Genomic DNA, 22958 nt, shown 5'->3' with positions numbered 1-22958 from the left:
GGTTACCGTTCTAAGGCCGAAATATCGAGCTCGGCTAGGGACGTGAAAAACGCCTGCAGGCGCTGCGCTATTTTAGCTACTCCTTCCGGCACGTTCGACTCAATATTCAGCGGCAGCACCGGATCGTGTAGCGACATGCGCATCATGAACCAGCCGTTCTCTGCAGGCGACTGGCAAGCTACCCGCACTCCCTCGTAGGTGTTGGGCACCACCGCCCAATCGGCCTGGGTAGCGACAAAGGCTTGCAATTGGTTCATCACCTCAGCGGCGTAGGCCTGGGCGTTGGGGGCCAAAATCTTGAGCCGATACTCTTGGCTGTCGTGGGGGTCTTGCAGCGTGGCGATCAGGTCGGTGAGGCGCCTGCCGGCCAGGCGGGCTGTGGCCAGTTCGACCAGCAGTTTGCTGACCAGGTAAGCGCCATCGTCTAGGAAGTAGTTTTCTTTCATTGCCCCGTGGCCCGAGGCCTCGATCGCAAGCCAGCTGGGCTGACCGATCGCATTGAGCCGGATGGCCTCATTGATCACATTCTTGTAGCCCCGCTTAAAGCGATGGTGAGTGCCCCCCAGATCGCCCTCAATAAATTGGGTGAGCCCGTCGGAGGTGGTGGAGTCGGTGACGATGGTGGTGCCGGGGTGCTCTTGCAGCACGATCGCCGCAATCAGCGCAATTAGGCGGTTACGGTTGAGTTCGCGCCCGTCACTGTCAACCGCTGCGCCGCGATCGACATCGGTATCGAAGATCAGGCCAAAGTCAGCCCCCTGAGTGACTACAGCTTGGCAAATTGAGGCGATCGCCGCCGCATCCTCAGGATTGGGCACGTGGTTTGGAAAGGTGCCATCGGGGTCGAGGAATTGGCTACCGGTGGTGTCGGCGCCCAAAGGTTCGAGCACCTGGCTGGCGAAAAAGCCGCCCGCCCCATTGCCTGCATCGACAATGATTTTGAGTCCTTGCAGCGGTTGATCAAAGTTGTCCGGATGGTTCACCGATTGGCGAATCTGCTGCACCAGGCCCGCTGCGTAGGCACCGATTAAGTCGCGGCTTTCTAGCGAGCCAAGGGCCGTTGCAGTCGGGAAATTGCCCTGCTCAGCTAACTCTAAAATGCGCGAAATATCTTTTTTGCCGAGGCCGCCCTGGCGGGTGAAAAACTTTAGGCCGTTGCGGTTGAAGGGCAAATGGCTGGCGGTCATCATGATCGCGCCGTGGCAGCTAAACTCGGGCAGCACCGTGGCCATAAACATGGCCGGAGTCGAGGCCATGGCTACATCCAGTACCCGACAGCCCAGGGAGGCCATGCCATCGATTACCGCCTGCATCAGCACCGGCCCAGAAAGGCGGCTGTCGCGACCAACGGCGATCGCTAATTCTGCCACTGGAATGCTCAACTCGGCAGAGAGCCAAGTGGCAAAGGCCTTGCCCAAGATGGTGACCACCTCTGGAGTGAGGTTCACGGCTTGACCGGCCACCCCCTCTAGCGCCACGCCGCGGATGTCGGAGCCGTTTTGCAGCATGGCCCAGTTGATGGATGTGGTGGATGGGGGCATTGGGGGCGATCGCTCCTGCTGTCGTCCCCTTCACCATAGAAGCAGCTCCCAGTTTCTGCCGATTTCTTCAGCTTTTTTGCACCTGAGATCGCTAAATCCTAGCCCATTAAAGCCGCTTCCCCTCAGGAACCCTAAACTTAAAACAAGCCCATCGGTAACTGCTATGGTCGCCTACTCCCAACCTTGGACTACCCGCGATCTAGCCGCCATGCCCGACGACGGCGGCTGGAAGCGCTACGAAATCATTGACGGAGAACTCTACGTGACCCGTGCCCCCCACATTCGCCACCAGGGTGCAGCCGGAAAACTGCACGTACGTTTAGAAAACTGGTCTGAGCAGACAGGATTGGGCTCTGCATTTCAGGCTCCAGGGGTCGTTTTTACCCCTACAGACGCCGTTATTCCTGATGTGGTGTGGATTAGCCAAGCGCGCTTAGCCGATGGGGTAGACGATGCAGGGCATCTCATTGTGGCTCCAGAGCTGATGGTTGAGGTGCTGTCCCCTGGCGACATCAACGAGCAGCGCGACCGGGAAGTCAAGCTCAAACTATATTCCCGCTACGGGGTGCAGGAATATTGGATTGTGAATTGGCAACTCAAAACCCTGGAAATCTATCGTCGCGCTGAAGCCCAGCTCCAACTGGTCGGTACGCTCTTGGTTGACGACACACTTTCGTCTCCGCTATTGCCAGGCTTTAATACTTCCATGGCTGAGATTTTCCGCTAACCCAGTAAGGCCTCAGTAAATCGAAAGTAAACCCTCGCAATGGGATTTAGCCCACCCTGTGGGAAGCTACACCCTCGATCCCTCGGATAAGCTGGGGTACTGTGTACACATAAGTCCTGCAACCCTTGTTGCCAGAGCTTTTCCCTCATCCCCCAACCCCTTCTCCCAAAGCGGGAAAAGGGGAGCTGGAAAGCCTGGGCTGGCCTCCCCCTCTCCCATTTTTGGGAGAGGGGGACTGAGGGGGTGAGGGCCGAGATGGGTATACACGGTAGGCCGAGCTGGAAGAGAGACCTTGAACAGAAATTGTATGTTTTAGGAGTCTATTGAACGATTTTGGGTGACAGCATGGTTCAACTTGGTACCTGTGACGGTCATCAGAGCTCGAACCAAGCGTTCTGGCTCCAGCGGTTTGGCGACATGGTTGGCAAAACCACTCCTGATCGATCGCTGGCAATCTTCTTCTCTGGCATAAGCGGTAAGGCAGATCGCTGGAATCTGTCCCCCTTTTGTAGCCGGTAAGGCTCGCACCTGCTGAATCAGAGCATAGCCATCCACATCAGGCATTGCAATATCACTGACTAGCACATCGGGTTGAAACGATTCCAAATTGACTAGCACTTCTGATGCGGAGGCAACCGCCAGAACTTCTGCTCCATATTCAGTCAGTAATACCGTCAATAGCTCACGGGCATCGGGTTCATCATCGACGGCCAGCACTCGAATCCCGGCAAGATTGAGTTCCTGTTGTGGCCTCCCATCTGCCGGTTGAATTGCCGGGGTAACATTCAGGAGGGGCAATCTAACGGTAAAGGTAGCTCCAAACCCTTCACCGGGGCTTTCGGCTGTGATTGTGCCATTGTGAGCCTCAACCAGCTGACGAACAATAGCTAACCCTAGACCTAACCCGCCGTATTGGCGCGTAATCGAGGCGTCCTCTTGCCGGAAGGTCTCAAAAATATGGGGAAGAAACTCTGGGTTGATCCCTTTGCCGGTGTCTTTTACAGTAATTTCTGCTTGGTGGCCAACCCTTTCCATGTAGATGTCAACCTGTCCACCTTTGGGAGTAAATTTGATAGCGTTAGACAACAGGTTCCAGACAATTTGCTGCAAGCGCGCAGCGTCACCAGACACTTGCCCAATATTGGGCAACATTGAATGTAGCGAAATTGATTTAGCAGCAGCGTTTGAGCTAACTGTTTCGATTGCCGATTTAATGACAAACGATAAATTGACAGAATCGACATTTAAGCTGAGTTTGCCGCGCAGGATTTTGGCAATATCCAGCAGGTCGTCAATCAACTCCGTCTGCAATTTGGCATTGCGTTCGATCGTCGCCAGCGCTTCAGCCGTTTTAGCGTCGTCAAGCTTCCGCATTTGCAACAGCTTTGCCCAACCCAGGATGGGATTCAGCGGCGATCGCAACTCGTGGGAAAGCACGGCCAGAAACTCATCTTTAATTCGGTTGGCGCGTTCAGCCGCTTCCCGCGCGGCTTGCTCTTGCTGAAAGAGCTGTTCGCGGGCGGCTTCGGCTCGCTTGCGATCTGTAATATCGGTCAACGTACCTAGGTAGCCCGCAACCTCACCTGTTTCGCGCTGTAGGGCGGTCGCCGTTCCTTGAATCCAGGTTACTTTGCCTTGCGGGGTTTGAAAGCGGTATTCAGCCACAAACACCTGTGCATTTTGAGCCGCTTGATACCATACGTCTGCAACCCGCTCTCGATCGTCAGGGTGGAGCGCAGACACCCATCCCGTACCTTGAGCGGTTTCGGGTGACATGCCTGCTATCTCACACCAGCGTTCGTTGACATAAAGGCAGTTGCCGTCTGGATCGGTCATAAAGATGCCGACCGGGGCGTGCCTGGTGAGGGTGCGGAATCGAGTTTCACTCTCGCGTCGCGCTTCCTCCGCCTGTTTGCGAGCGGTGATATCCATCACCGTGCCAATGAACCGCAGCGGCTTCCCGTCCGCCTCAAAATAGGTTTGCCCTTTGGCGGCAATCCAGCGCTCAATCCCATCCTGAATGCCGATGGTTCGATATTCTGTGTCATAGCTGCCGCCGCTGGCCGGGTTGAAGGACCACTGCACGACCTGTTCTAAGCGTTCACGATCGTCGGGATGCAGTCCCTCAAAAAAGACCTCTACACTGCTCTCTGCCTCGGGCGGCAACCCAAACATCGCTTTGCAACCCGCATCCCAGGTAAGTTGGTTGGTGATCAGATTCCAGTCCCAGGTGCCTAGCTGGGCAGACTCGAGCGCCATGCGAAGGCGGTCTTCACTCTGGCGCAGAGCGACTTCGGCCTGCTTGCGCTCGGTCATATCGCTATGAACACCGACCCATTCTCGAATTGCGCCATTCTCCTCAAACACAGGCACGGCTCGCACAGTCATGTGACGATACACGCCATCGTGTCGGCGCAGGCGATGCTCAGATTCATAAAGGCTACGGTTCTCTAAGGCAATTGACCAGGCTTGAGTGGTGGCTGCACGATCGTCGGGATGCACGGCGTTGAGCCAGCCCCAGCCTTTCAGTTCGTCGTAGGTTTGCCCGGTAAAGGTGCTCCAAGCGGGTTGCGGGGTGAGAAACTCGCCCCGATCGCCTTGCTCATTCCAGATGATTTGAGCGGTGGCTTCGATCAGCGATCGGTAACGCTCTTCACTGGCTTGTAAAGCGGCTTCTGTTTGTTTCCGTTGACTAACATCCTCAAACAAAATAGCAACTTTTCGGCTTTCAGGTTGCCCAATGCGGAAGGCAGACACATCAAACCACCGACCCAATGCTTCCGAATAGTTTTCATAACGAACCGGTTCACCCGTCAGGGCAACCTTGCCATAGAGGTCGATCCAGTACTGTTCCAGTTCTGGGTGCAACTCGCGGGCTGTCTTGCCCTGAGCATCTTTCAAACCTGAGTGCTTTTCGAAAACTGAGTTAATTTCTAACAACCGATAATCGATGGGCTGTTTGTCTGCGTCAAACAGCACTTCAGCCATGCAGAAGCCTTGATTCATGTTCTCAAACAGGGCGCGGTAGCGCTCCTCCGAGAGCCGCAGTGCTTCCTCGGCTTGTTTGCGCTCTTCTTCGACGCGCACGCGATCGCTAATGTCGATCACAGAGCCGATATAGCCCTTAAACTCCCCGTCCCCACCAAACCAGGGACTGGCTGCGTCGATCGCCCAGCAATATTCCCCATCGTTGCGCCGCAAGCGATACTCCAACCGGAAGGCGGCGTGACGTTCGGTTGCCTCTAAGAAGATGGTCTTGGCAGATTCGCTGTCATCGGGATGCACAGCATCGAGCCAACCTAGCCCCAAACCGGTTTGCTCCGTTTGTCCGGTGAAGTCATACCAGCCCCGGTTGAGATAGGTACAGTAGCCCGTGGAGTCTGTCACCCAAATCATCACTGGCGCATTGTCTGCCATATGACGAAAGCGTTCTTCGCTTTGACGCAAGACTGCTTCTGCCTCAACTCGTTCCGTAATCTCTTCGCAAACGGTGCTGATGCCAACCACCTCGCCGCTCACCTTTAAGGGCAGAAAATGTTCTAGCCAGGTGCGCTGTACGCCAGGTTGCGCTGGGGTTTCACCCTGAATTTTGACATTGAGCAGCGGTTCTCCCGTTTCCAGCATCGGGTGTAGCAGTTGCTCGATCGTGTCCCCCAGATCGGGGAACAGTTCCCGTACCGTATGCCCAATATGGGCGTCAATCGGTAGTCCGTTGATGTCTGCTAGCTGTTGATTGATCCGCACAAAGCGGAGGTCTGTATCTAGAACATTCAGGCCAATGGGGGCAGACTGATAAATCGCTTCGATTTCCGCCAGCTGTCGCTGCAACAACGCCTTGCTGCGCTTGATGTCATCAATGTTTGTGATGGTGCCAATCCAGCTGGCAATTTGGTTTTGACCATCACGAGTCGGCATGGCTCTACAGATAAACCACTGATATACCCCATCCCAACGGCGAAAGCGGCATTCCGTCTCAAATGGCTCTCCATTGGCGATTGCCTCCTGCCACTGCGCTAAGGCGCGATCGCGATCGTTGGGGTGAACAGCATTGGCCGTCGGAATGCCGATCGACTCGGCTTCACTCAACCCCGTGTATTCATACCAGCGCTGATTCCGATAGGTGACAATTCCAGCAGCATCGGCAGTCCAGATCATTTGCGGCAGGGCTTCCGCTAGCTCCCGGTAGCGCTGCTGGCTGGCTTTGAGTTCAGCAGCATCCCGGCTGCGATCTGTAATGTCTAAAAAGGCTCCGACAACCCCTCTAATTTGGTTCTGCTCGTCTCGCAGGGGCGTGGCATAGGAAAGCAGCTGGTGTACCTTGCCATTGGGCAGCAGAATGTCAAACTCTGCGTCTCGCACCTCTACCCCTAGCCGGGCCGCCACCTGCATCGGTAGCTCAGCAGCAGGAATTTCCTGACCGTTTTGAAGCACCCGATAGGAAGGTTGCTCACTGGCGGGTGCGCTCTTGGAGATATTGCTGTCAGGGCTAACGCCGAGCAGCTGCCGCAGGTAGGCGTTGTTGTGCATCTGGGCGCAGGTGGGGTCGGTGGCGATCGCAATTCCCATCGGCATGATGTCTAACAGGCTTTGTAGTTCAGCAACCCGGTTGGTCAGATCTTGGTTGAGCTGTTGAACCGCTGTCTCTTGCCGTTGCAGATTGGCCACAGTCTGGCTCAACTGCAGCTCTAGCTGCCTATGCTCCGTCACATCCCGCCAGGAGGCAACAAAGCCATCCTTCAATTTGGCGGCGCGAATATCAAACGCTCGAACCAGCTGCTGTTTATTGTCATCGCCATAGCTATCCCCGTAAACGAGGGAGTCTTTAATCAACGGTTCAGCCGTCTCGACGACCTGGCAATACTCCTCAAACAACCCCGATTCACGATGGGCGGGCAGCACCTCGCATAACCCTCGACCAAGCTGCATTTCTTTGGTCATCCGGTTGTTTTCACAGGCCGCCTGGTTAAGATAGTCGATGCGAAAGTCTACGATCTGCCCCGACTCGTCTCGCTGGGCTGAAAAGATGCCAAAGCAGTCCAGCATGTTTTCCACCGATGTTTGAAACTGCTCCTGGCTGCGCTGTAGTTCCTGGCGTAGCTCAGCGTTTTCGATCGCGTCTCGCATGGCCAGGCGCAAATCCTCGGGCGTCATGCGGTCTTGCACCAAGTAGTCTGCAGCCCCCTGTTTGAATGCCCGCACGGCTAGCTCTGCATCATCGCGGTCAACTACGATGATGGGGGGGCAGCGATCGCCCATTTGCTCCTGCAAGAGCCGCAGCACCGTGACGCTACTGGACTGAGGACGGTGAAGGCCTAGTAGAATGCCATCAACCGCCTGCGATGCCGACAGCATCCACGCGGAGGGCTGATACGGCTCCGACAAGATGCTGTACTCAACACTCCTATCCTGCTGTAATTGCTGCCTGTAGCCTTGGTCCCCTTCCTCTGAGTCAGCAATGACAAGAAGTGTTCGGTGAATGGGCATGTAGAAACCTAACCTGCAAAGTAACGTGACGCGAAGCTACAGAGTTTGAAATATTTCGAATAGAAAAAAATATTCTAAATATCAAAGAGTATTATCAAGCGTAGCGATCCAGGGGAGAACCTGCTCAGACATTGTCACGGTAGTCGCCTCCCTAGTACCCCTCCAATGGAACCCTGAAGCGCGAGGGTTTTAAGATTATACTCATTGGGTTACAGGAATAGGTGAGTAACGCCTATAACGCTTCTGCTGTCGTCCTCTTCACCATAGAAGCAACCCCCAGTTTCTGCCGATTTCTTCAGCTTTTTTACACCTAAGCGCGCCAATACTGCTAAGCATTAATACTCCTATGGCTGAGATTTTTGCTAAGCCAGCACAGCCTCACTTTTTGTACAACTCGGGGCAAGACCAGATGCAGCAACTCTTTTAGCCCGGCAATTTTCGCCTTGAAAACCAGGCGTGAATAAACAGGGTTTGAAAGAACAGTACCGGAGTATCAAAGCCGCCTGCTGCAATGATTGCTTCAATTTCAGACGGAGTTAAAGCCGTGATATGCAGACGCCAGGCAGCGCGCACCTTCTCAATGTCTTCTTCACCCCAACCGGAGCCTCCGAGCATTCGCAGCCAAACTTCAAACAAGCTTTGATGAACCGGAGGCAACAAGCCTAGAACTAGATCAGAACTAACCAAAATTCCGTCTGGGCAAAGGCGTTGGGCTATTTGACTGAAGAAGTGGCTCCGCTCGTCCGCTTCTTTAAAGAATTGAGATACCAACAGACAAGTTGCCGCATCGAACGGGTCAGAAGCGGGCAGCGAGTCAAGATAGCCTTCGTGGAACGTGCAGCGCGAGGCAATGCCGTTTTCTTCGGCCTTTTGACGGCAGATGTCTAGCATCGCAGGCGCAGGTTCGACCGCCGTGAATTGACACTGCGGAAAGGCTTGTGCCAAAGCAATCAGCTCCGTTCCGGTTCCGACGCCGACACACAAAATCCGCGCCTCAGCCGGAAGCTCAGCGAAAATCAGGCGTATCAACGAAAAGAGTGCATCGCGTCCCGATACCCAAAGAGCGGTTTTCCCGTCGTAGGAAGCCGCAACCTTTTGGTCGAACAGAATGGGTGACTGTTGATCTTGCATGATGAAAGCGAAGAAGGCCGCAGTAGCTGAGACGCGTCACGCAAAGCAATGACAGTACAGTATCACTTTGCTTTCGCCTCCAAGGTTTCGAGGCGGCTTTTGAGTTCCTGATTGGATTTCTTCAGATCGTCCAGCTCCTGGCGTAGCTTTTCTACCGCTTTGTCTTTGCCGATCGCTTTCTGAACATCCTGCACCGCTTCCTGAGCGCGGCGGCGCACCCGGCCATCGGGGGTGTGATCGGCCAGGCTCTGCAAAATGCCCATCGCCCGCCCAGTCTCTATGCCGCTCAGGCCCGACACCGCCGATACCTGGGTGAGGAAGAACGGTTCGCCGGCAATAGTCTCCAGTCGATCCAAGATGCGCTCTACGTTGGGCTTACTCTGGCCTTTGGAGATCGCCCCCAGGGAACGAATGGCCGCCAGTCGCAGGGCTTGGGGAGTGCCGGGTTCGGTGTACTTGAGCAGCAGATCCAGCGCTTCTTCAGACGATTTAAACTGGCTGAGAGCTGCGATCGCCCCCGATCTCACCGTCTCATTCCATCCCTGGCGCTCTTTGAGAATGTTCTCTAGCAGCTTGAGGGTTTTCTTGTCTTTGGCTTTGCCCTCCAGATCAGCCGCACCCACCTTGCCGAGGGAGCGAATGGCGGCGGCTTCGACGTAGTAGCTGGGGTCGCCTTTCTCGGCGATGCTTTTGAGTGCCTTAAAGCTCTCGGCAGTTTTGATGTCACCAAGGGAGTCCACCACGGCGCGGCGCACGCGGGCTTCGGGGTCTTGCAGCCCTTTGAGCAGTTCACCAACGGCTTGATCGAGCTTCACCGAAGCCAGCTGTTCAGCCACTTCGACGCGGACGCCCCAGAAGGGTTCGTCGGTAAGGGCGGCGCTGAGGGCAGTGACGGCTTCGAGGCTGCCTTTTTTGGCCAGGGCGATCGCCGCCGCAATCCGCGATTGGGGGTCGGGGTCGTGTTTGAGCTGAGCCTTGAGTTCCGCTACCGGATACTCCAGCTCGACGGTCTTGAGGTAGTGGTTGCCGATGTCAAAACTAATGAAGTCGGGCTTTTTGTCGAGGGGGAAGAACAGCGCCTGCTCGCGCTCGTGGATGCGCACGGTGAATGGCTTGACCTCAACCTTGCCAGACTTCCCTTTGCCCACAAACCCAAAGCCAATCGGAATTTTCAGATCGAACAGACCGCTGGTGCTGCTGGTGTCACCGTCTTTGGCCTGGGTTTGGGTGACGGTGACTTTGGCCAGGTTGCTGTCGCCATCCCAGCTGTAGGCCACTTTGTAATCGGGGTGGCCACCGCGCAACACGTACTGATCAAACAGGGGCCGCAGGTTGCGGCCAGTGGCCCTATCGATCGCCCGCAGCAGGTCAATGGTTTCCACCGTCTGATGGGCATTGTTCTGCACAAAGGTGCGAATCGCTTTCCAGAACAGGGCATCGCCCAGCTCAGCGCGAATCATGTGGTAGACGCAGGCCCCTTTTTCGTAGATGTGGCGGTCATACAGCTCGATCGCCTCCCGATAGACGTGGGTGACCATGGGGCGGCGGTAGCGGCTCTTGTCTTCGCTCAGATAGCTGCGGGCCTCGCCCAGGCGGTAGTAGGCGGCATCGTCGGGGCCATACTCCTGCTCGGTCCACATCACTTCGGAGTAGGTGGCCATGCCCTCTTTCACCCAGGCGTGGCTCCAGTGGTTGATCACCAGCAAATCCCCAAACCACTGGTGGGCCAGCTCGTGGACGACCAGGGATTCGGAGTTGCGGTTGTCGATCGCGGCGCGTTCATCCAGCAGGCAGCGATCGGTGAGAATGGTCACCGAGGTATTTTCCATGCCGCCAAAGATGAAGTCGGCGGCGCACACCTGAGCGTATTTGGGGAAAGCGTATTTGTAGCCGTACTTTTCGCTGAGGAATTCCACCATGCGGGGGGTTTTGCCCATGGTGAGCTGGCCCTGGTCTTTGCGGCCCTTCTCGACGTAGTAGGTGACCGGAATCTCTTGCCACTGGTCTTGGATGACGTCGAACTCACCCACGGCCAGGGCCATCAGGTAGGTGGGGTGCACCTGCTGCTGGTGCCAGTGGTAGATCTTGTGGTCGCCGTCTTCCTTAGTTTCTATCAGCTCACCATTGGAAACCACCTGATAGGCAGCGGGCACCCGCACCTTGATCTCTGAGGTGGAGAGCATGCCCGGATAGTCGAAGCAGGGAAACCAGAAGCGGGAGTCTTCGTCTTCGCCCTGGGTCCACACCTGCACGGGTTTGTCGGGGTAGTGCTTGTCGGGGCCAATGAAGTAGATGCCGCGCTCGGGCTGCACCAGGCGGTAGGCGATCGCCACCGTAAAGCTCTCCCCGGCGATCGTGGGTTTCTTGAGCCGCACGATTAACTGTTCGCCGTCGTAGTCAAAGTCTTGCTTAGCGCTGCCCACCTTCACCGATTCGATCTGCTGGTTCACCGCATCTAGCGTCAGGCTATCGACGCCGTCGCGCACGGGGTTGATGCGAATTTTGCAGGTGCCTTCGCAGACCTTTTGCTCCAGGTCGAGGCTGAGGTCGAGGGCAATGTGTTCGACCTGGCCAGGGCGATCGGGGTTGTAGTGGGGTTTGGCCCCCGGCATTTCAAACGATTTGTAGCCGTTATTGTCGGTCTGCAAGCTTTCGATTTGAAAAGCGCGGTGAGCGTTGGGCATAGGACCAGTAAACCTCTGTGTGACGTGATCGCTCCAAAGCCAGGGGCAACAGTAATATGGCGTACTGCCCCAGGCAAAACAGTCTAACCCTGACTGGCATAGAGCTATCGTACTCTGAATTACTCTAGACCGTAGTCAGAGTGACATTGCTTAAGTAAGCCTTGGCTAGCGACATATAGCGTTGGCCAATTCACTGAGGGCAGTCTTGACCGCTTGTAGTCAGGTTTGGAACCGCGAACTGGCTACAAGCCATCGCTCGTAGGCTCTTAACCGCCGTGGCGACGGCTACATAACGGTGCACCGGGTGTAGTCGGTAGAAAGGATGTCAGACATACCTCACGTTTTTTGCGATTTGTCCCTTAGCCAGGGTCAACCTGCTACAGTCATCAAGAACTGCGGACCCTGGTTTGGTGTGAGGGTGGGCGGTTTGTAACTGTTAGTCGACTCAAGCGCGCGATCGCCCCTACCGATGACAGAATTCTTCAATTTCAACCAGCAGTGGTATCCCGTTACTCCCGTCGCTGACCTCAGGCCCAACTATCCCACAGCCGTCACGATAGTGGGAGTGCCGGTCGTGATCTGGCAACCACGGCATTCCGGCACCTATCAGGCCTTTGTCGATCAGTGTCCCCATCGATTGGCCCCGCTCAGTGAAGGCCGAATCGACGAACAGAGTGGCCACCTGATGTGCAGCTATCACGGCTGGCAGTTTGATCGTCAGGGAGTGTGTCGATCGGTTCCCCAGGCCGAGGCCGATTTTCACCCCGACCAGCAGCCCCAGCTCTGTGCCACGGTGCTACCCACCCAGATCGTGAACGATTTGCTCTGGGTCTGGCCCGATGCCGAGAGTGCTGAGTTGGCGCAGCAAACTCCACTGCCTTTGTCGCCTCAAATCGATGCCAGCAAAGGGTTTGTGTGGGACTCCTACGTGCGCGACCTGGAATATGACTGGCAGACCCTAGTCGAAAACGTGGTTGACCCCACCCACGTGCCCTTTGCCCACCATGGCGTTCAGGGCAAGCGCTCCCAGGCAGCGCCGCTGCCGCTGCAAATCCTCACCTCGACGCCAGAACGAATTGAAGCTGAATCCACCGGCCGGTTCAGTAGCCACATTACCTTTGAGCCCCCCTGTCGGGTCGAATATGCGATTTCCTTTGGCGATCAGGGCAAGCAAGTGGGGTTGGTCACCTATTGCGTACCAACGGTTCCCGGCAAATGCCGGATTGTGGCTCAGTTTCCCCGCAATTTTGCGTTGACCCTACACCGGGTGATTCCCCGCTGGTGGAACCATACTCAAATCCGTAATGCCGTGCTGGATGGCGACATGGTGTTGCTGCTGCAGCAGGCGCAACGGTTGCAACAGCAGCTGCAAACCCAGGACTGGAAGACGGCCTACAAACTGCCCACTGCCGCCGATCGCGTTGTGATTGAGTTTCGCAAATGGTGCGATCGCTATCTGCCTGACCATCCCTTCAGGCAACCCCAAGCCCTGAATCTAGCTGCCTCATCCCTAGATCATCGCCAGCTGCTGGATCGTTACCATCAGCATACGCAGCACTGCCACAGCTGCCGTAATGCCTTAAAGACTATTCAACGCCTGCAATGGGGCCTGCTAATCTACTTTGTCGCTAGCTTGGCCCTGGTGGCCATATTGCCCGATACCTGGCGGCTTTGGCCTGGTCTGCCCCTGGTGAGTTTAGGCCTGTTGGGGCTAGGGGGTGCTGCCTGGCTGCGCTTTGCGCTAGAACCCAAGTTTTGGTTTGTTGACTACATCCATGCCGAACACCGCTAGCCGCACCTCGTCGGCTGGATTACACGTCTAAACAGTCTCCCTATTGCCGCTGGCTCAGGGGGTCAGTTCTGGAACCCATACAGTGCCTCTTTCGCTGGGCCCATCAGCCATTCGGTGCAGAAGGCGGCTCTGCCTAAAGTGGGATTTATGTCATGAACCGCCATCACCGCTGACAAAGTTTCCTACTATCAAAGAGCAAGACTTTAAATCGAAAACCTCGATTTAAGCAGCGCTATAGGTTGTGTTTTAGCCATAGCCCAACGCGCCATCGGGGTTGGTTTTAATGCGTTAGAGCGCTCCATCACAGTGCTCTGCGATCGCCCCTATTACAGTACTGTTTAGATCCTAAAATCATGCCTACCTTAAATTCTCAACAAGAAAAAACGCTGACAGCTTTCATCACCGCCCTGGGTCAGCAAGACGACGCATTGCCAGAGGGGCTGCAAAAACAAATTCACGCCATCGGTCAAAATCTAGAGGCTCGAATTTTGGAACTGCCAGCGATCGCGGCCAGTTTGCCAAACTTAAATCGGGCTTACCAAACGGCTCTGTCAGATACCCAAGGCAACACAAGCGCACCGGCTGCCACCTTTGCCTCTAGCACCAGTCAATCCGACAGCGACAAACAGTTCAATCGCGCCGTTGACGTTCTCACCGCTGACGACCCGGTGCAAGCGGCTAAGCGCCAGCGCACCCCGCTGGGGCAAATTGCCTCAAATCCGTTGAAGCGGCTCTTTGGCAGAGGTTAACTCTGTTTACACGCTGCCCCACAACCGCCCAGCCCCAGCGATAGACTCAACCTATTGATGGGTAATAATTATGGCTCACCTCACCGCCCGCCGACCCCAAAACGTAGACGGCGATATCTACGTCGATAGCTCCTGCATCGACTGTGACACCTGCCGCTGGATGGCTCCCGACATCTTTGGCCGCGACGATGAGCAATCGGCGGTGTTCCACCAGCCCAAAACAGAGGCCGAGCGGCTGGCCGCGCTGCAGGCGGTGCTGGCCTGCCCCACGGCCTCCATCGGCACCGTGGAGCCGCCCAAAGATATGAAAGCGGCCCAGGCAAGTTTCCCGATTCTCGTCACTGAGAACGTTTATCACTGCGGCTACCACTCCGAAAAATCCTACGGGGCGGCTAGCTACCTGATTCGGCGACCTGAGGGCAACGTGCTGGTCGACTCGCCCCGCTTTGCCGCTCCTTTGGTCAAGCAGCTCGAAGCCCTAGGCGGCGTGCGCTATCTCTACCTCACCCACCAGGATGATGTGGCCGATCACCAGCAGTTTCATGAGCGGTTTGGCTGCGATCGCATCCTCCACGCCGATGACATCGGCCGTGGCACCGCCTCGGTCGAAATTCAGCTCAAAGGCACCGACTCGGTCGAGCTAGCGCCCGACCTCACCATCATTCCCGTGCCGGGGCACACCAAGGGGCATACGGTGCTGCTGTACGACAACCGGGTTCTGTTTACGGGCGATCACCTGGCTTGGTCGGTGCGGCTGCATCAGCTTCACGCCTTTCGCTCCGTCTGCTGGTACTCCTGGCCTGAGCAAACCAAGTCGATGGAAAGACTAGCCGCCTACGATTTTGAGTGGGTGCTGCCCGGCCACGGTCGCCGCCATCACGCCGACAAGGCCACTATGCGCCAGCACATGCAGAAATGCCTCGACTGGATGAAGGCGCAGTAGATTGCAAAGTCCTTGCTAGCCCTCTCCCCCAGCCCCTCTCCCAGGGAGGAGAGGGGAGCCGGAACACTTTTCAAAGTCCCTCTCCCAGCTTGGGGGAGGGATTTAGGGTGGGGGCCAGATCTCGTCAGAAAAGCTTGTTTTCGATCTACTGAGTCTCTACAGATCGAAGACGTAGCGCACTGCTCCGGATTCTGGATCGTTGGTGACATCGGCATAGCCGCTGTGCAGAGCGGTCTGAATTAGGGCCTCTACTCGCTCTGTACTCAGTCCGGTGTGCAGTGCCACCTGTGCTTTGGAGAGCTTGCCCCCGTTAGCGTGGGCGGCCTTTAGCAGCAGCAGCATTGGGTCTTCTTTGGGTTGTGCGATCGCCTGGGCCGTGACCAAAGTTCGCTCTATCGGTACCGGCATCGCCAGGCCATCTTCGCCCCACTCGGCCAGGTACTTTCGCCGCAGTTGGTCGTTGCGGGTTTTGACCATACCGGGCACCAGCACCAGATCGATGAGTTGGCCAAAGCCAAACAAGCCAAAGGTACACAGGTAGACAATTCCCAAGACAATCTGCCCGGCATAAAACCGATGTAACCCGCAGATACCCAAGAGACCTAGCGTCCAGAGCATGTAGGCTGTTTCAGTTTTTGCTCGTGCCATGGTGTGTCTCTGAAAAGACCAATTGTGGGGGCAGCAAACCTGAGATTGGCTCGCAGCAGTTACCTAGAGCCCATTATAGACAGTCGATTTTTGGGATTGCTGCCCCTGTAACCGTCCCGTAATACCGTGATTGAGTTGTAGGGTAACCCTTTTTACTGGCCAGCTCGAAAGATGGTCTCAGCTGATAGCGATAGGTCTGGGAATAGCTCAGAGCGAATGGGCTCATTGCCGCAAAACTGGCTGACCTGGTACTCATCCTCAACCAGGCGATAGATCGATAGGGTAGGCCGCTTGGGGTTGCCGATGTAGCGGCGTCCGCCTAAGCCCAGGTAATCAACGATCCAATATTCGGCAATGCCTAGGTTTTCGTAATCCACTAGCTTTTTGCCGTAGTCATCGCGCCAGTTGGTGCTCACGACTTCTACGACCAGCGGCACTGAAGCCCCTAGTGTGACAGTTGAAGCCTTTTTCCAAAGGGGCTCATGGGGTAGGGCGTCGCGGTTGAGCAGCAAGACATCAGGCAGGTAGGCGGTATCTTCACCGGGCAGTTTGACTAGCGCCTGCTTGGGCAGCATAAAGGGCTGTTGCAGCCGATGCACTTCCAGAACGAGCACCGAGTTCAAAAAGGAAATGATTTCTTCGTGGTCGCCAGTGGGTTGCATCTCAATCGGGGTGCCGTGGTGAAGTTCGTACCGGCGGTTGTCGGGTTTCCAGTCAATGAACTCGGCGAAGGTCATTAACTGAGCATCGGGGAGAGGAACAGTGACCATAGGGATATGGCTTATGCAGGAAGCGCAGATCCTAGCTTAACTCCATCGCTATGTTTAGTTTCCGTTCACCTACTTCAGAGCTGCGATCGCTGCCTCAATCGCCTCTAGCCCACAACCCATATCGCTTTTGGCCCATTTCAGCAGGGAAGTATCGTAGGGTGGGCACTGCCCACCTTCCCACCCCGCCATCACTAACCCACCGGGAACACTACCTTAGAGCCTTTTCCCTTACCCAAATGCCCGATTATCGACGCGCCTCCACACCCGGCGGGGCAATCTTTCTCACTCTGGTCACCTTCAACCGCAGACCAATCTTTGCAGAAGCCGATAACGTAAAACGCCTGCGCCAGGCTACAGCCGCTGTTAAAGCTGAAATGCCCTTCGACATTACAGCCGCTGTTGTGCTTCCCGACCACATTCATTTTGTGTGGACCTTGCCCCAGGGCGATGATGATTACTCAAAGCGAGTCGGACAGCTAAAGGTGTTGTTTACGCGATCGCTCAAGGGAAGTTGTGCGCTACCGCAGGATGTTTGTATTTCTCGTCAACGGCAACGGGAAAGCAATGTATGGCAACGACGATTTTGGGAGCACACCACTCGCGATGAGGCTGATTGGGTGGGGCACATCAATTATTTGCATTACAACCCGGTGAAGCATGGGTTGGTAGAGTGCCCCCATCAGTGGGAGTTTTCGAGTTTTCGGCGATTTGTCAGGGAGGGGTTTTATGGAGAGGATTGGGGATGCTAGTGCGGAGGAAAAGACATCGCGTTTAAGTTTGAGGGGGAGGGGTTGGTGGTGAGTAGATAGTTGGGTAGTGGGCAATGCCTACCCTACAAGCTGGCTATAATGAGGGTTTTCAGAGTGCGTGCTGGATAAGCCAAAGCACTATCACAAACAGATGTTGACCGGAGATCACCTCAAAATGAAGTACTACGAATTGACAAAGTACCCCAAGATATTCAGTGACTCATATTGGGGAAATCATGAAGTTAAAGATGATACAAAAATAGAAAATATCATCTTATGTAGAAATGCTTTTGTTGAATTTTTTAGAATTTCCGAATATATAGATAACGAAAGACCCTCCAAGCTATTGCCCATTTTTGATCATTGCGAACTGTATGGAGCTGACTTCGGCTGCATATACATTGTGTCGCCATACAGTGGAAGTTATGACAATGATCCTGGCTCTTATGGTTTTATCAAAGGAGCAAAACTATACGGTGAGTACGCTGAAACATATCTGAAGTCATTCAATCACAAAAAAGATTTTGATGCATGGATAAAGAAGATAGAAACCACATCTTAGCAAGTTGTAGTACTTGTAAGGTGAGCATTGCCCACCTTACAAGTTTCAGGCTAGCAAGAGCTTCGAATAGGGATTAGAATGATAATTAGAGAAATCACAAGGATGAATTGGAAGAGTACATTTTGTCACTGCTGAAATTGGGCGCAAATGGACAATCAAGCTATCAGGACGCATCTTTTGTTCATTTCCTTTAGACTTCATAATCATTAGTACAAAATGGATCTTCTCAAGATACTTCGCTCTAAAATTGATATTCTTGAGGAAGGAGAACATATTCCTGGCCTAAGCGCTGTACTCCTTCATATTGAGACAGCATCTCGCCATCTCTTAAGAGGGCAGGAAAATGACGACTCAACAGCTTTTACGGATGCAATTTACCGTACCAATCAAGCATTCGAAGGAAGTTTAAAGGAAGCCTATAGAGTTTTTGCCGAGAAAAGTCCTGACAGAAAAAATACTTTTGAGATCGAAAGCTATTTTGAGAGAAACAATATTTTTAGACAAAGAGTATTAACTCAATTTACAAACTATCGTACAGAGTGGAGGAATCCTTCAATCCATGATTATAAACTTGACTTTGATGAGAGCGAAGCTTTTTTGGCAATTGTATCAGTTACAGCTTTCGCTTGTCTTATGCTTGATCAAATTTGTGAGAGAGTAGCCTATTCCCAAACAAAAATCGAATCTCAACCAAAGAAGAAAGAAATCAGGAGCCAGGTAGACAATTTTGTTAGTGGAGATTTCTTTCAGAGGATCATTGAAATTTTCAAGGAATTTTCGCGGCAACAGCTTTCTTTTAACCCAGAAGAGATAAAGCTAAGTGAGAGTTATGTCGCAGGACAAATAATGGGATTTTTTGCATCAGTTTTCCCAGAAATAGAAATTGAATATGATTATAAGATTGGAGATATTCGTGTTGATTTCAGGATTTCAGACGGCAGTAGCCAAATTCTTGTTGAAATTAAAAGATTCAACAAATATTCGGTCATTGATGTAAGTCAATTAGCAAAATATCAGTCACTAACAAATATCAAGCTTGGTATTTTATTTCAATTTTCTGATACCGGAGGTGAATTAAGGGCTGAAGAGATGAGTGATCCTCTTCTTAATAGTAAGATTTTCGTTTTGACACCCCTGCCACCTCAGCCTATTGCAGATTGAGTGAAGCTAGTAGGGTGGGCACTGCCCACCTCCCTACCCAGCTATCACCAACCCATCGGAAACACTACCTTAGAGTTTCTTCCCCTATCCCCAAATGCCCGATTATCGACGCGCCTACACTCCCGGCGGGGCAATCTTTATCACCCTGGTCACCTTCAACCGCAGACCCATCTTTGCAGAACCCGACAATGTAAAACGCCTGCACTAGGGTGCAACTGCTATTAAAGCTGAAATGCCCTTGAGTTTGAGGTGGAGGGGTTAGTGGTGGGTGAATTGATGGGGTGGTGGGCAGTGCCCACCCTACTTGATGCCAAATAGGGCAACTGCTGGGGCGATCGCCCCACTGCTCATATCTTCTAGCTTTGCGTTGGCGTTTGCGAAGCGTTCCGAAGGAAAGCCTCCCGGAGCAGGAATCGCCGCCGTGCTAGTCATCCAGTTGTGGGCCAAGCCGATCTAAACCAAAAAATTGAGGAAATCAAGTTTCAGTCAGGCGTTACTTGATTAGCAAGCCCCATTCATAAGTAACGCTATAACGAAATCAAGTTTCACTTAGGCGTTACTTAACTATGGCACTCCATAGATAAGTAACGCTATCAGAGAGTCAAGTTTTCTGCGAGCGTTACTTATCTATCGCCTATCGTAATCAAGTAACGCAGCTCGGCAATCAAGTTTTGTGCTCAGGTTATTCGATGCGCCCCCCGGTTTTGTCGATGCTCCAGGGTGCTAAACCCTCATCCCCTTTGCAGTAGTTGATTGAGTAAACGGAATACTCGATGCTTGGCGTGAGTCATCAAGCTCGCTGACCCCTAAACCTCTGCCGCTCGTTCCGTTACTTAAAAATACGCAGAATCCTTGTTTATTTGTGCTGAACAGAATCCGTATTGCTTAGGAGTTCACAAATTAAGCCTATTTGCCATAGTCGAAAGGTAAACCGTTAGGGGGTATTTGACCAATGGGCAGACCAAAAAGAAGTTCGAAAGCAGTAGAGCAGGCCCAGCGTCGCGCTGCCGCCCTACGTTCGCTTGGGGCCAATTTAGATTTGGGTAATGGCCTCACCCTAGCCGAGTATAACCAGTTGATTGAGGCTGTGCGAGCCGATATTGCCACCTACAACGAAGCTCTATCTCAGGTAGACAACGCCTCGAATAGCGTGCAGGCAGGCGAGAAAAAACTGCGAGACTTGTCTGAGCTGATGCTGATGGCCGTTGCCGCCAAGTATGGCAAAGATAGCTCTGAATACGAAATGGCTGGCGGCACCCGCAAGAGCGATCGCAAAAAGCCAAAGCCCCGGCAAGTTCAAGCCGCTTAGTTGATTTGGAATTCTTGAAAATCGCTGCAACTCAAACCCCTTTTGTCTCAACCACGTTGCGAAGACAGAAGGGGTTTAGCTTTGGAATAAGCCGTACGCTAATGGACGGTTGTGATACCGAATCCTATTTGGTATCACTCGGTTTGCGGAGACATTACACTACAATGCCCCTGTTATTGGGGTAGTTCTCTAGGCCTGCGATCGCCAAGGTCCCGTGTCATTCAAAAAGGGCGAAACCTCTGGAGTTGACCAGGCAAGAGGCAAACTACCGTCAACGCGGTAGCCCTGTTTTACATGGAAACGCAGCAGACGTTCAGCCCCTTCGTAGACCACGATTTCGGGGCCATCCCAAATCACTTCGGCAGTGCCGCTGAGGTAGAGCAAGTCGCCCCGGTCAAAATCGATGAAGACCAGCCCAGCGCGAGGGTTGAGTTCTAGATTGCCAAAGGTGTTGAAGTGCAAGTTGCCCGAAAAATCTGGAATCGTGAGCGTCTGCGAGTCGTCAATTCTCACAAAGCCCGGTTTGCCACCCCGGTGCGACACATCTACACCGCTGGCTGCTCCTGCCGACGCACTTTGATATGCGGTGGCAATAAAAAAGGTATCGGCAGCAGCGATCAGCGCCCTTTCCGCATCTCTCAGCATCGACAGGGCCTGTACGGGTTTAGCTGCCGCTGCATCAAAGGAGCGCAGATCAAACTGCCGCGCCTGAATGTATTGGGGACAGTTGCCAAAGCTCTGGCCCACCGCCACCGTAAATCCTTCCGGCTGAATGTCTGTTATGGTGCCGTTTAGGCGGTTGCGGCGGCGGGTGTGCAACTCAATGCCGAGCAACCCAATGTCAGCTCCCACCGTTAGGGTGCTGTGCAGTGGGTCGCCAAACAGAGGCTGAGCAGCAATGTGCAAAGTGTGGCGATCGGGGGAGGTGATAAACCCCGGTTCCCCGACCAAAATTGAGGCCCAGGGCTGGCCATCACTCGCCACCGTGCCCACCAAAATGTAGGATAGCTGAGCAAAAAACTCGCGGTGCTGGTCAGGCAAGTAGTCTCGAATAATCCGTCGCCCTTGTCTATCCATGCGTTCTTGCACCCCCAGCCGGGTCTGAATCGCCAGTTCTCCGGCGTGGAAAGGGGAGTCATCCTGAGGCCAGCCTAGATTTGCCATGGCGTTTTATACCCCAGCCATCGCGATGAAGCCGGGCAGCTGCTTGACGCGCTCAATCCAAGCGAGCAGGTTGGGGTAGGCATCGAGGTCAACTTTGCCGTCGCGGGCCAGAGCCACGTAGGGGAACACCGCTATATCGGCAATCGTGGGGCGCTCAAACTCTAACCACAAGCGGCTGCGGAGGTGCTTGTCGAGCTGGGTGAGAATGTGCTCGGCTTTTTGATGCGATCGCTCAATGTTGATATTGGTCACCTTAAACAGATGGTAAAGCCGCGCGTTCTCAGGCCCCTGACGCACTTCTCCAGCAGCAGTTGAGAGCCAGCGCACCACCTGAGCCAGGGGCAGCGCCTCGGTGGGCAACCAGGTGTCGCCGCCATACTGCCGCGCCAGGTAAACCAAAATCGCCTGAGCATCAGCCAAAGTAACCTCGCCATCCACCAGCACTGGCACTTGGCCAAAGGGGTTGAGGGCAAGAAATTCGGGAGCTTTGTGGGCACCCTGCATCAGGTCAACCCTGACCCATTCATAGTCGAGACCGAGCAGTTCTAGAAAGAGACGGACTTTGTAGCTGTTGCCAGAGACTTCGTGACCGTAGAGCTGAATCATAGTGGGTTCCTTAGGAAAGGGGCGCGGGGGAGATGAAAAGGCTGCAGGACTAATGCCCTCACGATTTTGCTGGTGAGCAGCAGGGCAACGTTAGCCCTGAACTACATACCGAACGTTCGGTACACAATCACTGTACTGATCGTTCGGTATACTGTCAATAGGTGAAAACTATTTTTTGGAGACGCGCGGTAATGGCTAAGCCAACTGCGGCTAAGCAGACCTATGTGCCGCCCCTACTTGACCTGTTTCGGCAGTACGGCTACGACGGGGTTAGTTTGTCAAAAATTTCCCAGGCAACGGGTTTGGGCAAGGCCAGTCTCTATCACCACTTTCCGGGCGGCAAAGATGACATGGTGACGACGGTGCTAGACACCCTCGACCAGTGGCTGCAAGCAACGGCGCTAGACGCCTTGGAAAGTGAAGGAGATGCGCTGGCCCGGTTGACGCGTATGGGCGATCGCATCTGTGAGGCCTACAGCCACGGCCAAAAGCCCTGCATACTCGCCTCGCTAATGCTGGGCTCCGCCAAGGCTGACTTTCAGCCCCAGGTGCAGGGCATGCTACAACGGTGGCTGGGGGCGATCGCCGCCGTTCTAACTCAAGCTGGTATGGCAGAATCCTTGGCCCAGGAACGTAGCGAAGAAGCTCTGATCGCCATTCAGGGCGCACTGATCATGGCACGGGCTATGAACGATGCCGCCATTTTCAAGCGCACCATGCAGCGCCTACCCCAGCAGCTCTGCCGCTAAACCCTGGTGAACTTCTCAACCGTTCCCTTAACTACTGCAAGTTCTGAAGCTGTTTCAAAGGTTCAACCAGAGGTGGTATAGCTATGGTCAAGGTGGTTAGGACATAGACTAAGTAGGGGAGTCTCACGGTGAGGAGTGCAATGGCCAAACCCTACAGCCTTGATTTGCGTCAGAAGGTCATCGACGCCA

Annotated in this window: 18 protein-coding genes; 9 read left to right on the top strand and 9 right to left on the bottom strand. The window is 54.1% G+C overall.

The window, feature by feature from the left end; genetic code table 11:
• Positions 1-2 precede the first annotated feature (2 nt).
• The gene (locus H6F75_RS12410) at positions 3-1541 is read right to left on the bottom strand and encodes a phosphomannomutase/phosphoglucomutase (RefSeq protein WP_190752670.1); all 1539 of its coding nucleotides are present in this window, start codon (positions 1539-1541) and stop codon (positions 3-5) included.
• A gap of 163 nt (positions 1542-1704) precedes the next feature.
• On the opposite strand from H6F75_RS12410, the gene H6F75_RS12405 reads away from it, so the two are divergent.
• Positions 1705-2268, top strand: coding sequence for a Uma2 family endonuclease (locus H6F75_RS12405; RefSeq protein ID WP_190752668.1), 564 nt, complete (start codon positions 1705-1707; stop codon positions 2266-2268).
• A gap of 312 nt (positions 2269-2580) precedes the next feature.
• Here the strand turns inward: H6F75_RS12405 and H6F75_RS12400 are convergent, their stop codons facing one another.
• From H6F75_RS12400 to H6F75_RS12390, 3 genes are all read right to left on the bottom strand, one after another.
• Positions 2581-7620, bottom strand: coding sequence for a PAS domain S-box protein (locus H6F75_RS12400; RefSeq protein WP_242019946.1), 5040 nt, complete (start codon positions 7618-7620; stop codon positions 2581-2583).
• 555 nt (positions 7621-8175) lie between these two features.
• The gene (locus H6F75_RS12395; RefSeq protein ID WP_190752666.1) at positions 8176-8883 is read right to left on the bottom strand and encodes a class I SAM-dependent methyltransferase; all 708 of its coding nucleotides are present in this window, start codon (positions 8881-8883) and stop codon (positions 8176-8178) included.
• A 62-nt stretch (positions 8884-8945) separates the two neighbouring features.
• The gene (locus H6F75_RS12390; protein ID WP_190752664.1) at positions 8946-11567 is read right to left on the bottom strand and encodes a M1 family metallopeptidase; all 2622 of its coding nucleotides are present in this window, start codon (positions 11565-11567) and stop codon (positions 8946-8948) included.
• A gap of 469 nt (positions 11568-12036) precedes the next feature.
• On the opposite strand from H6F75_RS12390, the gene H6F75_RS12385 reads away from it, so the two are divergent.
• The 3 genes from H6F75_RS12385 to H6F75_RS12375 all read left to right on the top strand — a co-directional run bounded on the left by H6F75_RS12385 (position 12037) and on the right by H6F75_RS12375 (position 15051).
• The gene (locus tag H6F75_RS12385) at positions 12037-13359 is read left to right on the top strand and encodes a Rieske 2Fe-2S domain-containing protein (RefSeq protein WP_190752662.1); all 1323 of its coding nucleotides are present in this window, start codon (positions 12037-12039) and stop codon (positions 13357-13359) included.
• Positions 13360-13712: 353 nt separating this feature from the next.
• Positions 13713-14108, top strand: coding sequence for a hypothetical protein (locus tag H6F75_RS12380; protein WP_190752660.1), 396 nt, complete (start codon positions 13713-13715; stop codon positions 14106-14108).
• A gap of 70 nt (positions 14109-14178) precedes the next feature.
• The gene (locus H6F75_RS12375) at positions 14179-15051 is read left to right on the top strand and encodes an MBL fold metallo-hydrolase (protein WP_190752658.1); all 873 of its coding nucleotides are present in this window, start codon (positions 14179-14181) and stop codon (positions 15049-15051) included.
• A 156-nt stretch (positions 15052-15207) separates the two neighbouring features.
• Here H6F75_RS12375 and H6F75_RS12370 read toward each other — a convergent pair whose 3' ends face one another.
• The gene (locus H6F75_RS12370) at positions 15208-15699 is read right to left on the bottom strand and encodes a TM2 domain-containing protein (RefSeq protein ID WP_190752656.1); all 492 of its coding nucleotides are present in this window, start codon (positions 15697-15699) and stop codon (positions 15208-15210) included.
• Positions 15700-15851: 152 nt separating this feature from the next.
• Positions 15852-16469 (bottom strand): Uma2 family endonuclease, encoded by a 618-nt coding sequence (locus H6F75_RS12365; protein ID WP_190752654.1) that lies wholly within the window; start codon positions 16467-16469, stop codon positions 15852-15854.
• A 236-nt stretch (positions 16470-16705) separates the two neighbouring features.
• On the opposite strand from H6F75_RS12365, the gene H6F75_RS12360 reads away from it, so the two are divergent.
• The 3 genes from H6F75_RS12360 (at position 16706) to H6F75_RS12350 (ending at position 18941) form a co-directional block, all read left to right on the top strand.
• The gene (locus H6F75_RS12360) at positions 16706-17218 is read left to right on the top strand and encodes a transposase (protein WP_190752652.1); all 513 of its coding nucleotides are present in this window, start codon (positions 16706-16708) and stop codon (positions 17216-17218) included.
• A gap of 175 nt (positions 17219-17393) precedes the next feature.
• Positions 17394-17780 (top strand): hypothetical protein, encoded by a 387-nt coding sequence (locus tag H6F75_RS12355; protein ID WP_190752649.1) that lies wholly within the window; start codon positions 17394-17396, stop codon positions 17778-17780.
• Positions 17781-17996: 216 nt separating this feature from the next.
• Positions 17997-18941, top strand: a complete 945-nt coding sequence (locus H6F75_RS12350; RefSeq protein ID WP_190752647.1) for a GxxExxY protein — start codon at positions 17997-17999, stop codon at positions 18939-18941.
• Between the two features lie 300 nt (positions 18942-19241).
• On the opposite strand, the gene H6F75_RS12345 is transcribed toward H6F75_RS12350, so the two are convergent.
• On the bottom strand, positions 19242-19388 hold the full coding sequence (locus H6F75_RS12345; RefSeq protein WP_190752645.1) for a hypothetical protein: 147 nt from the start codon (positions 19386-19388) through the stop codon (positions 19242-19244).
• A gap of 505 nt (positions 19389-19893) precedes the next feature.
• On the opposite strand from H6F75_RS12345, the gene H6F75_RS12340 reads away from it, so the two are divergent.
• Complete coding sequence (locus H6F75_RS12340) at positions 19894-20250, top strand: hypothetical protein (RefSeq protein WP_190752643.1); 357 nt, start codon at positions 19894-19896, stop codon at positions 20248-20250.
• Between the two features lie 189 nt (positions 20251-20439).
• Here the strand turns inward: H6F75_RS12340 and H6F75_RS12335 are convergent, their stop codons facing one another.
• Positions 20440-21414 (bottom strand): pyridoxamine 5'-phosphate oxidase family protein, encoded by a 975-nt coding sequence (locus H6F75_RS12335; protein ID WP_190752641.1) that lies wholly within the window; start codon positions 21412-21414, stop codon positions 20440-20442.
• A 6-nt stretch (positions 21415-21420) separates the two neighbouring features.
• Positions 21421-22020 (bottom strand): glutathione S-transferase, encoded by a 600-nt coding sequence (locus H6F75_RS12330; RefSeq protein WP_190752639.1) that lies wholly within the window; start codon positions 22018-22020, stop codon positions 21421-21423.
• Positions 22021-22211: 191 nt separating this feature from the next.
• On the opposite strand from H6F75_RS12330, the gene H6F75_RS12325 reads away from it, so the two are divergent.
• The gene (locus H6F75_RS12325) at positions 22212-22769 is read left to right on the top strand and encodes a TetR/AcrR family transcriptional regulator (RefSeq protein ID WP_190752637.1); all 558 of its coding nucleotides are present in this window, start codon (positions 22212-22214) and stop codon (positions 22767-22769) included.
• The last annotated feature ends 189 nt before the right edge of the window (positions 22770-22958 follow it).

Origin of the sequence: Nodosilinea sp. FACHB-131, from assembly GCF_014695395.1 — a bacterium.
In the GTDB taxonomy this organism is placed as follows: domain Bacteria; phylum Cyanobacteriota; class Cyanobacteriia; order Phormidesmidales; family Phormidesmidaceae; genus Nodosilinea.
This window is presented reverse-complemented; position numbering and strand designations above follow the sequence as displayed.

Bases quoted from the DNA above. Each gene is read 5' to 3' on its own strand.
- H6F75_RS12335 (WP_190752641.1), bottom strand. From the start codon at position 21,414: ATGGCAAATCTAGGCTGGCCTCAGGATGACTCCCCTTTCCACGCCGGA.
- H6F75_RS12405 (WP_190752668.1), top strand. From the start codon at position 1,705: ATGGTCGCCTACTCCCAACCTTGGACTACCCGCGATCTAGCCGCCATG.
- H6F75_RS12410 (WP_190752670.1), bottom strand. From the start codon at position 1,541: ATGCCCCCATCCACCACATCCATCAACTGGGCCATGCTGCAAAACGGC.
- H6F75_RS12385 (WP_190752662.1), top strand. From the start codon at position 12,037: ATGACAGAATTCTTCAATTTCAACCAGCAGTGGTATCCCGTTACTCCC.
- H6F75_RS12330 (WP_190752639.1), bottom strand. From the start codon at position 22,020: ATGATTCAGCTCTACGGTCACGAAGTCTCTGGCAACAGCTACAAAGTC.
- H6F75_RS12390 (WP_190752664.1), bottom strand. From the start codon at position 11,567: ATGCCCAACGCTCACCGCGCTTTTCAAATCGAAAGCTTGCAGACCGAC.
- H6F75_RS12400 (WP_242019946.1), bottom strand. From the start codon at position 7,620: ATGCTGTCGGCATCGCAGGCGGTTGATGGCATTCTACTAGGCCTTCAC.
- H6F75_RS12360 (WP_190752652.1), top strand. From the start codon at position 16,706: ATGCCCGATTATCGACGCGCCTCCACACCCGGCGGGGCAATCTTTCTC.
- H6F75_RS12350 (WP_190752647.1), top strand. From the start codon at position 17,997: ATGGATCTTCTCAAGATACTTCGCTCTAAAATTGATATTCTTGAGGAA.
- H6F75_RS12375 (WP_190752658.1), top strand. From the start codon at position 14,179: ATGGCTCACCTCACCGCCCGCCGACCCCAAAACGTAGACGGCGATATC.
- H6F75_RS12355 (WP_190752649.1), top strand. From the start codon at position 17,394: ATGAAGTACTACGAATTGACAAAGTACCCCAAGATATTCAGTGACTCA.
- H6F75_RS12395 (WP_190752666.1), bottom strand. From the start codon at position 8,883: ATGCAAGATCAACAGTCACCCATTCTGTTCGACCAAAAGGTTGCGGCT.
- H6F75_RS12365 (WP_190752654.1), bottom strand. From the start codon at position 16,469: ATGGTCACTGTTCCTCTCCCCGATGCTCAGTTAATGACCTTCGCCGAG.
- H6F75_RS12380 (WP_190752660.1), top strand. From the start codon at position 13,713: ATGCCTACCTTAAATTCTCAACAAGAAAAAACGCTGACAGCTTTCATC.
- H6F75_RS12340 (WP_190752643.1), top strand. From the start codon at position 19,894: ATGGGCAGACCAAAAAGAAGTTCGAAAGCAGTAGAGCAGGCCCAGCGT.
- H6F75_RS12370 (WP_190752656.1), bottom strand. From the start codon at position 15,699: ATGGCACGAGCAAAAACTGAAACAGCCTACATGCTCTGGACGCTAGGT.
- H6F75_RS12325 (WP_190752637.1), top strand. From the start codon at position 22,212: ATGGCTAAGCCAACTGCGGCTAAGCAGACCTATGTGCCGCCCCTACTT.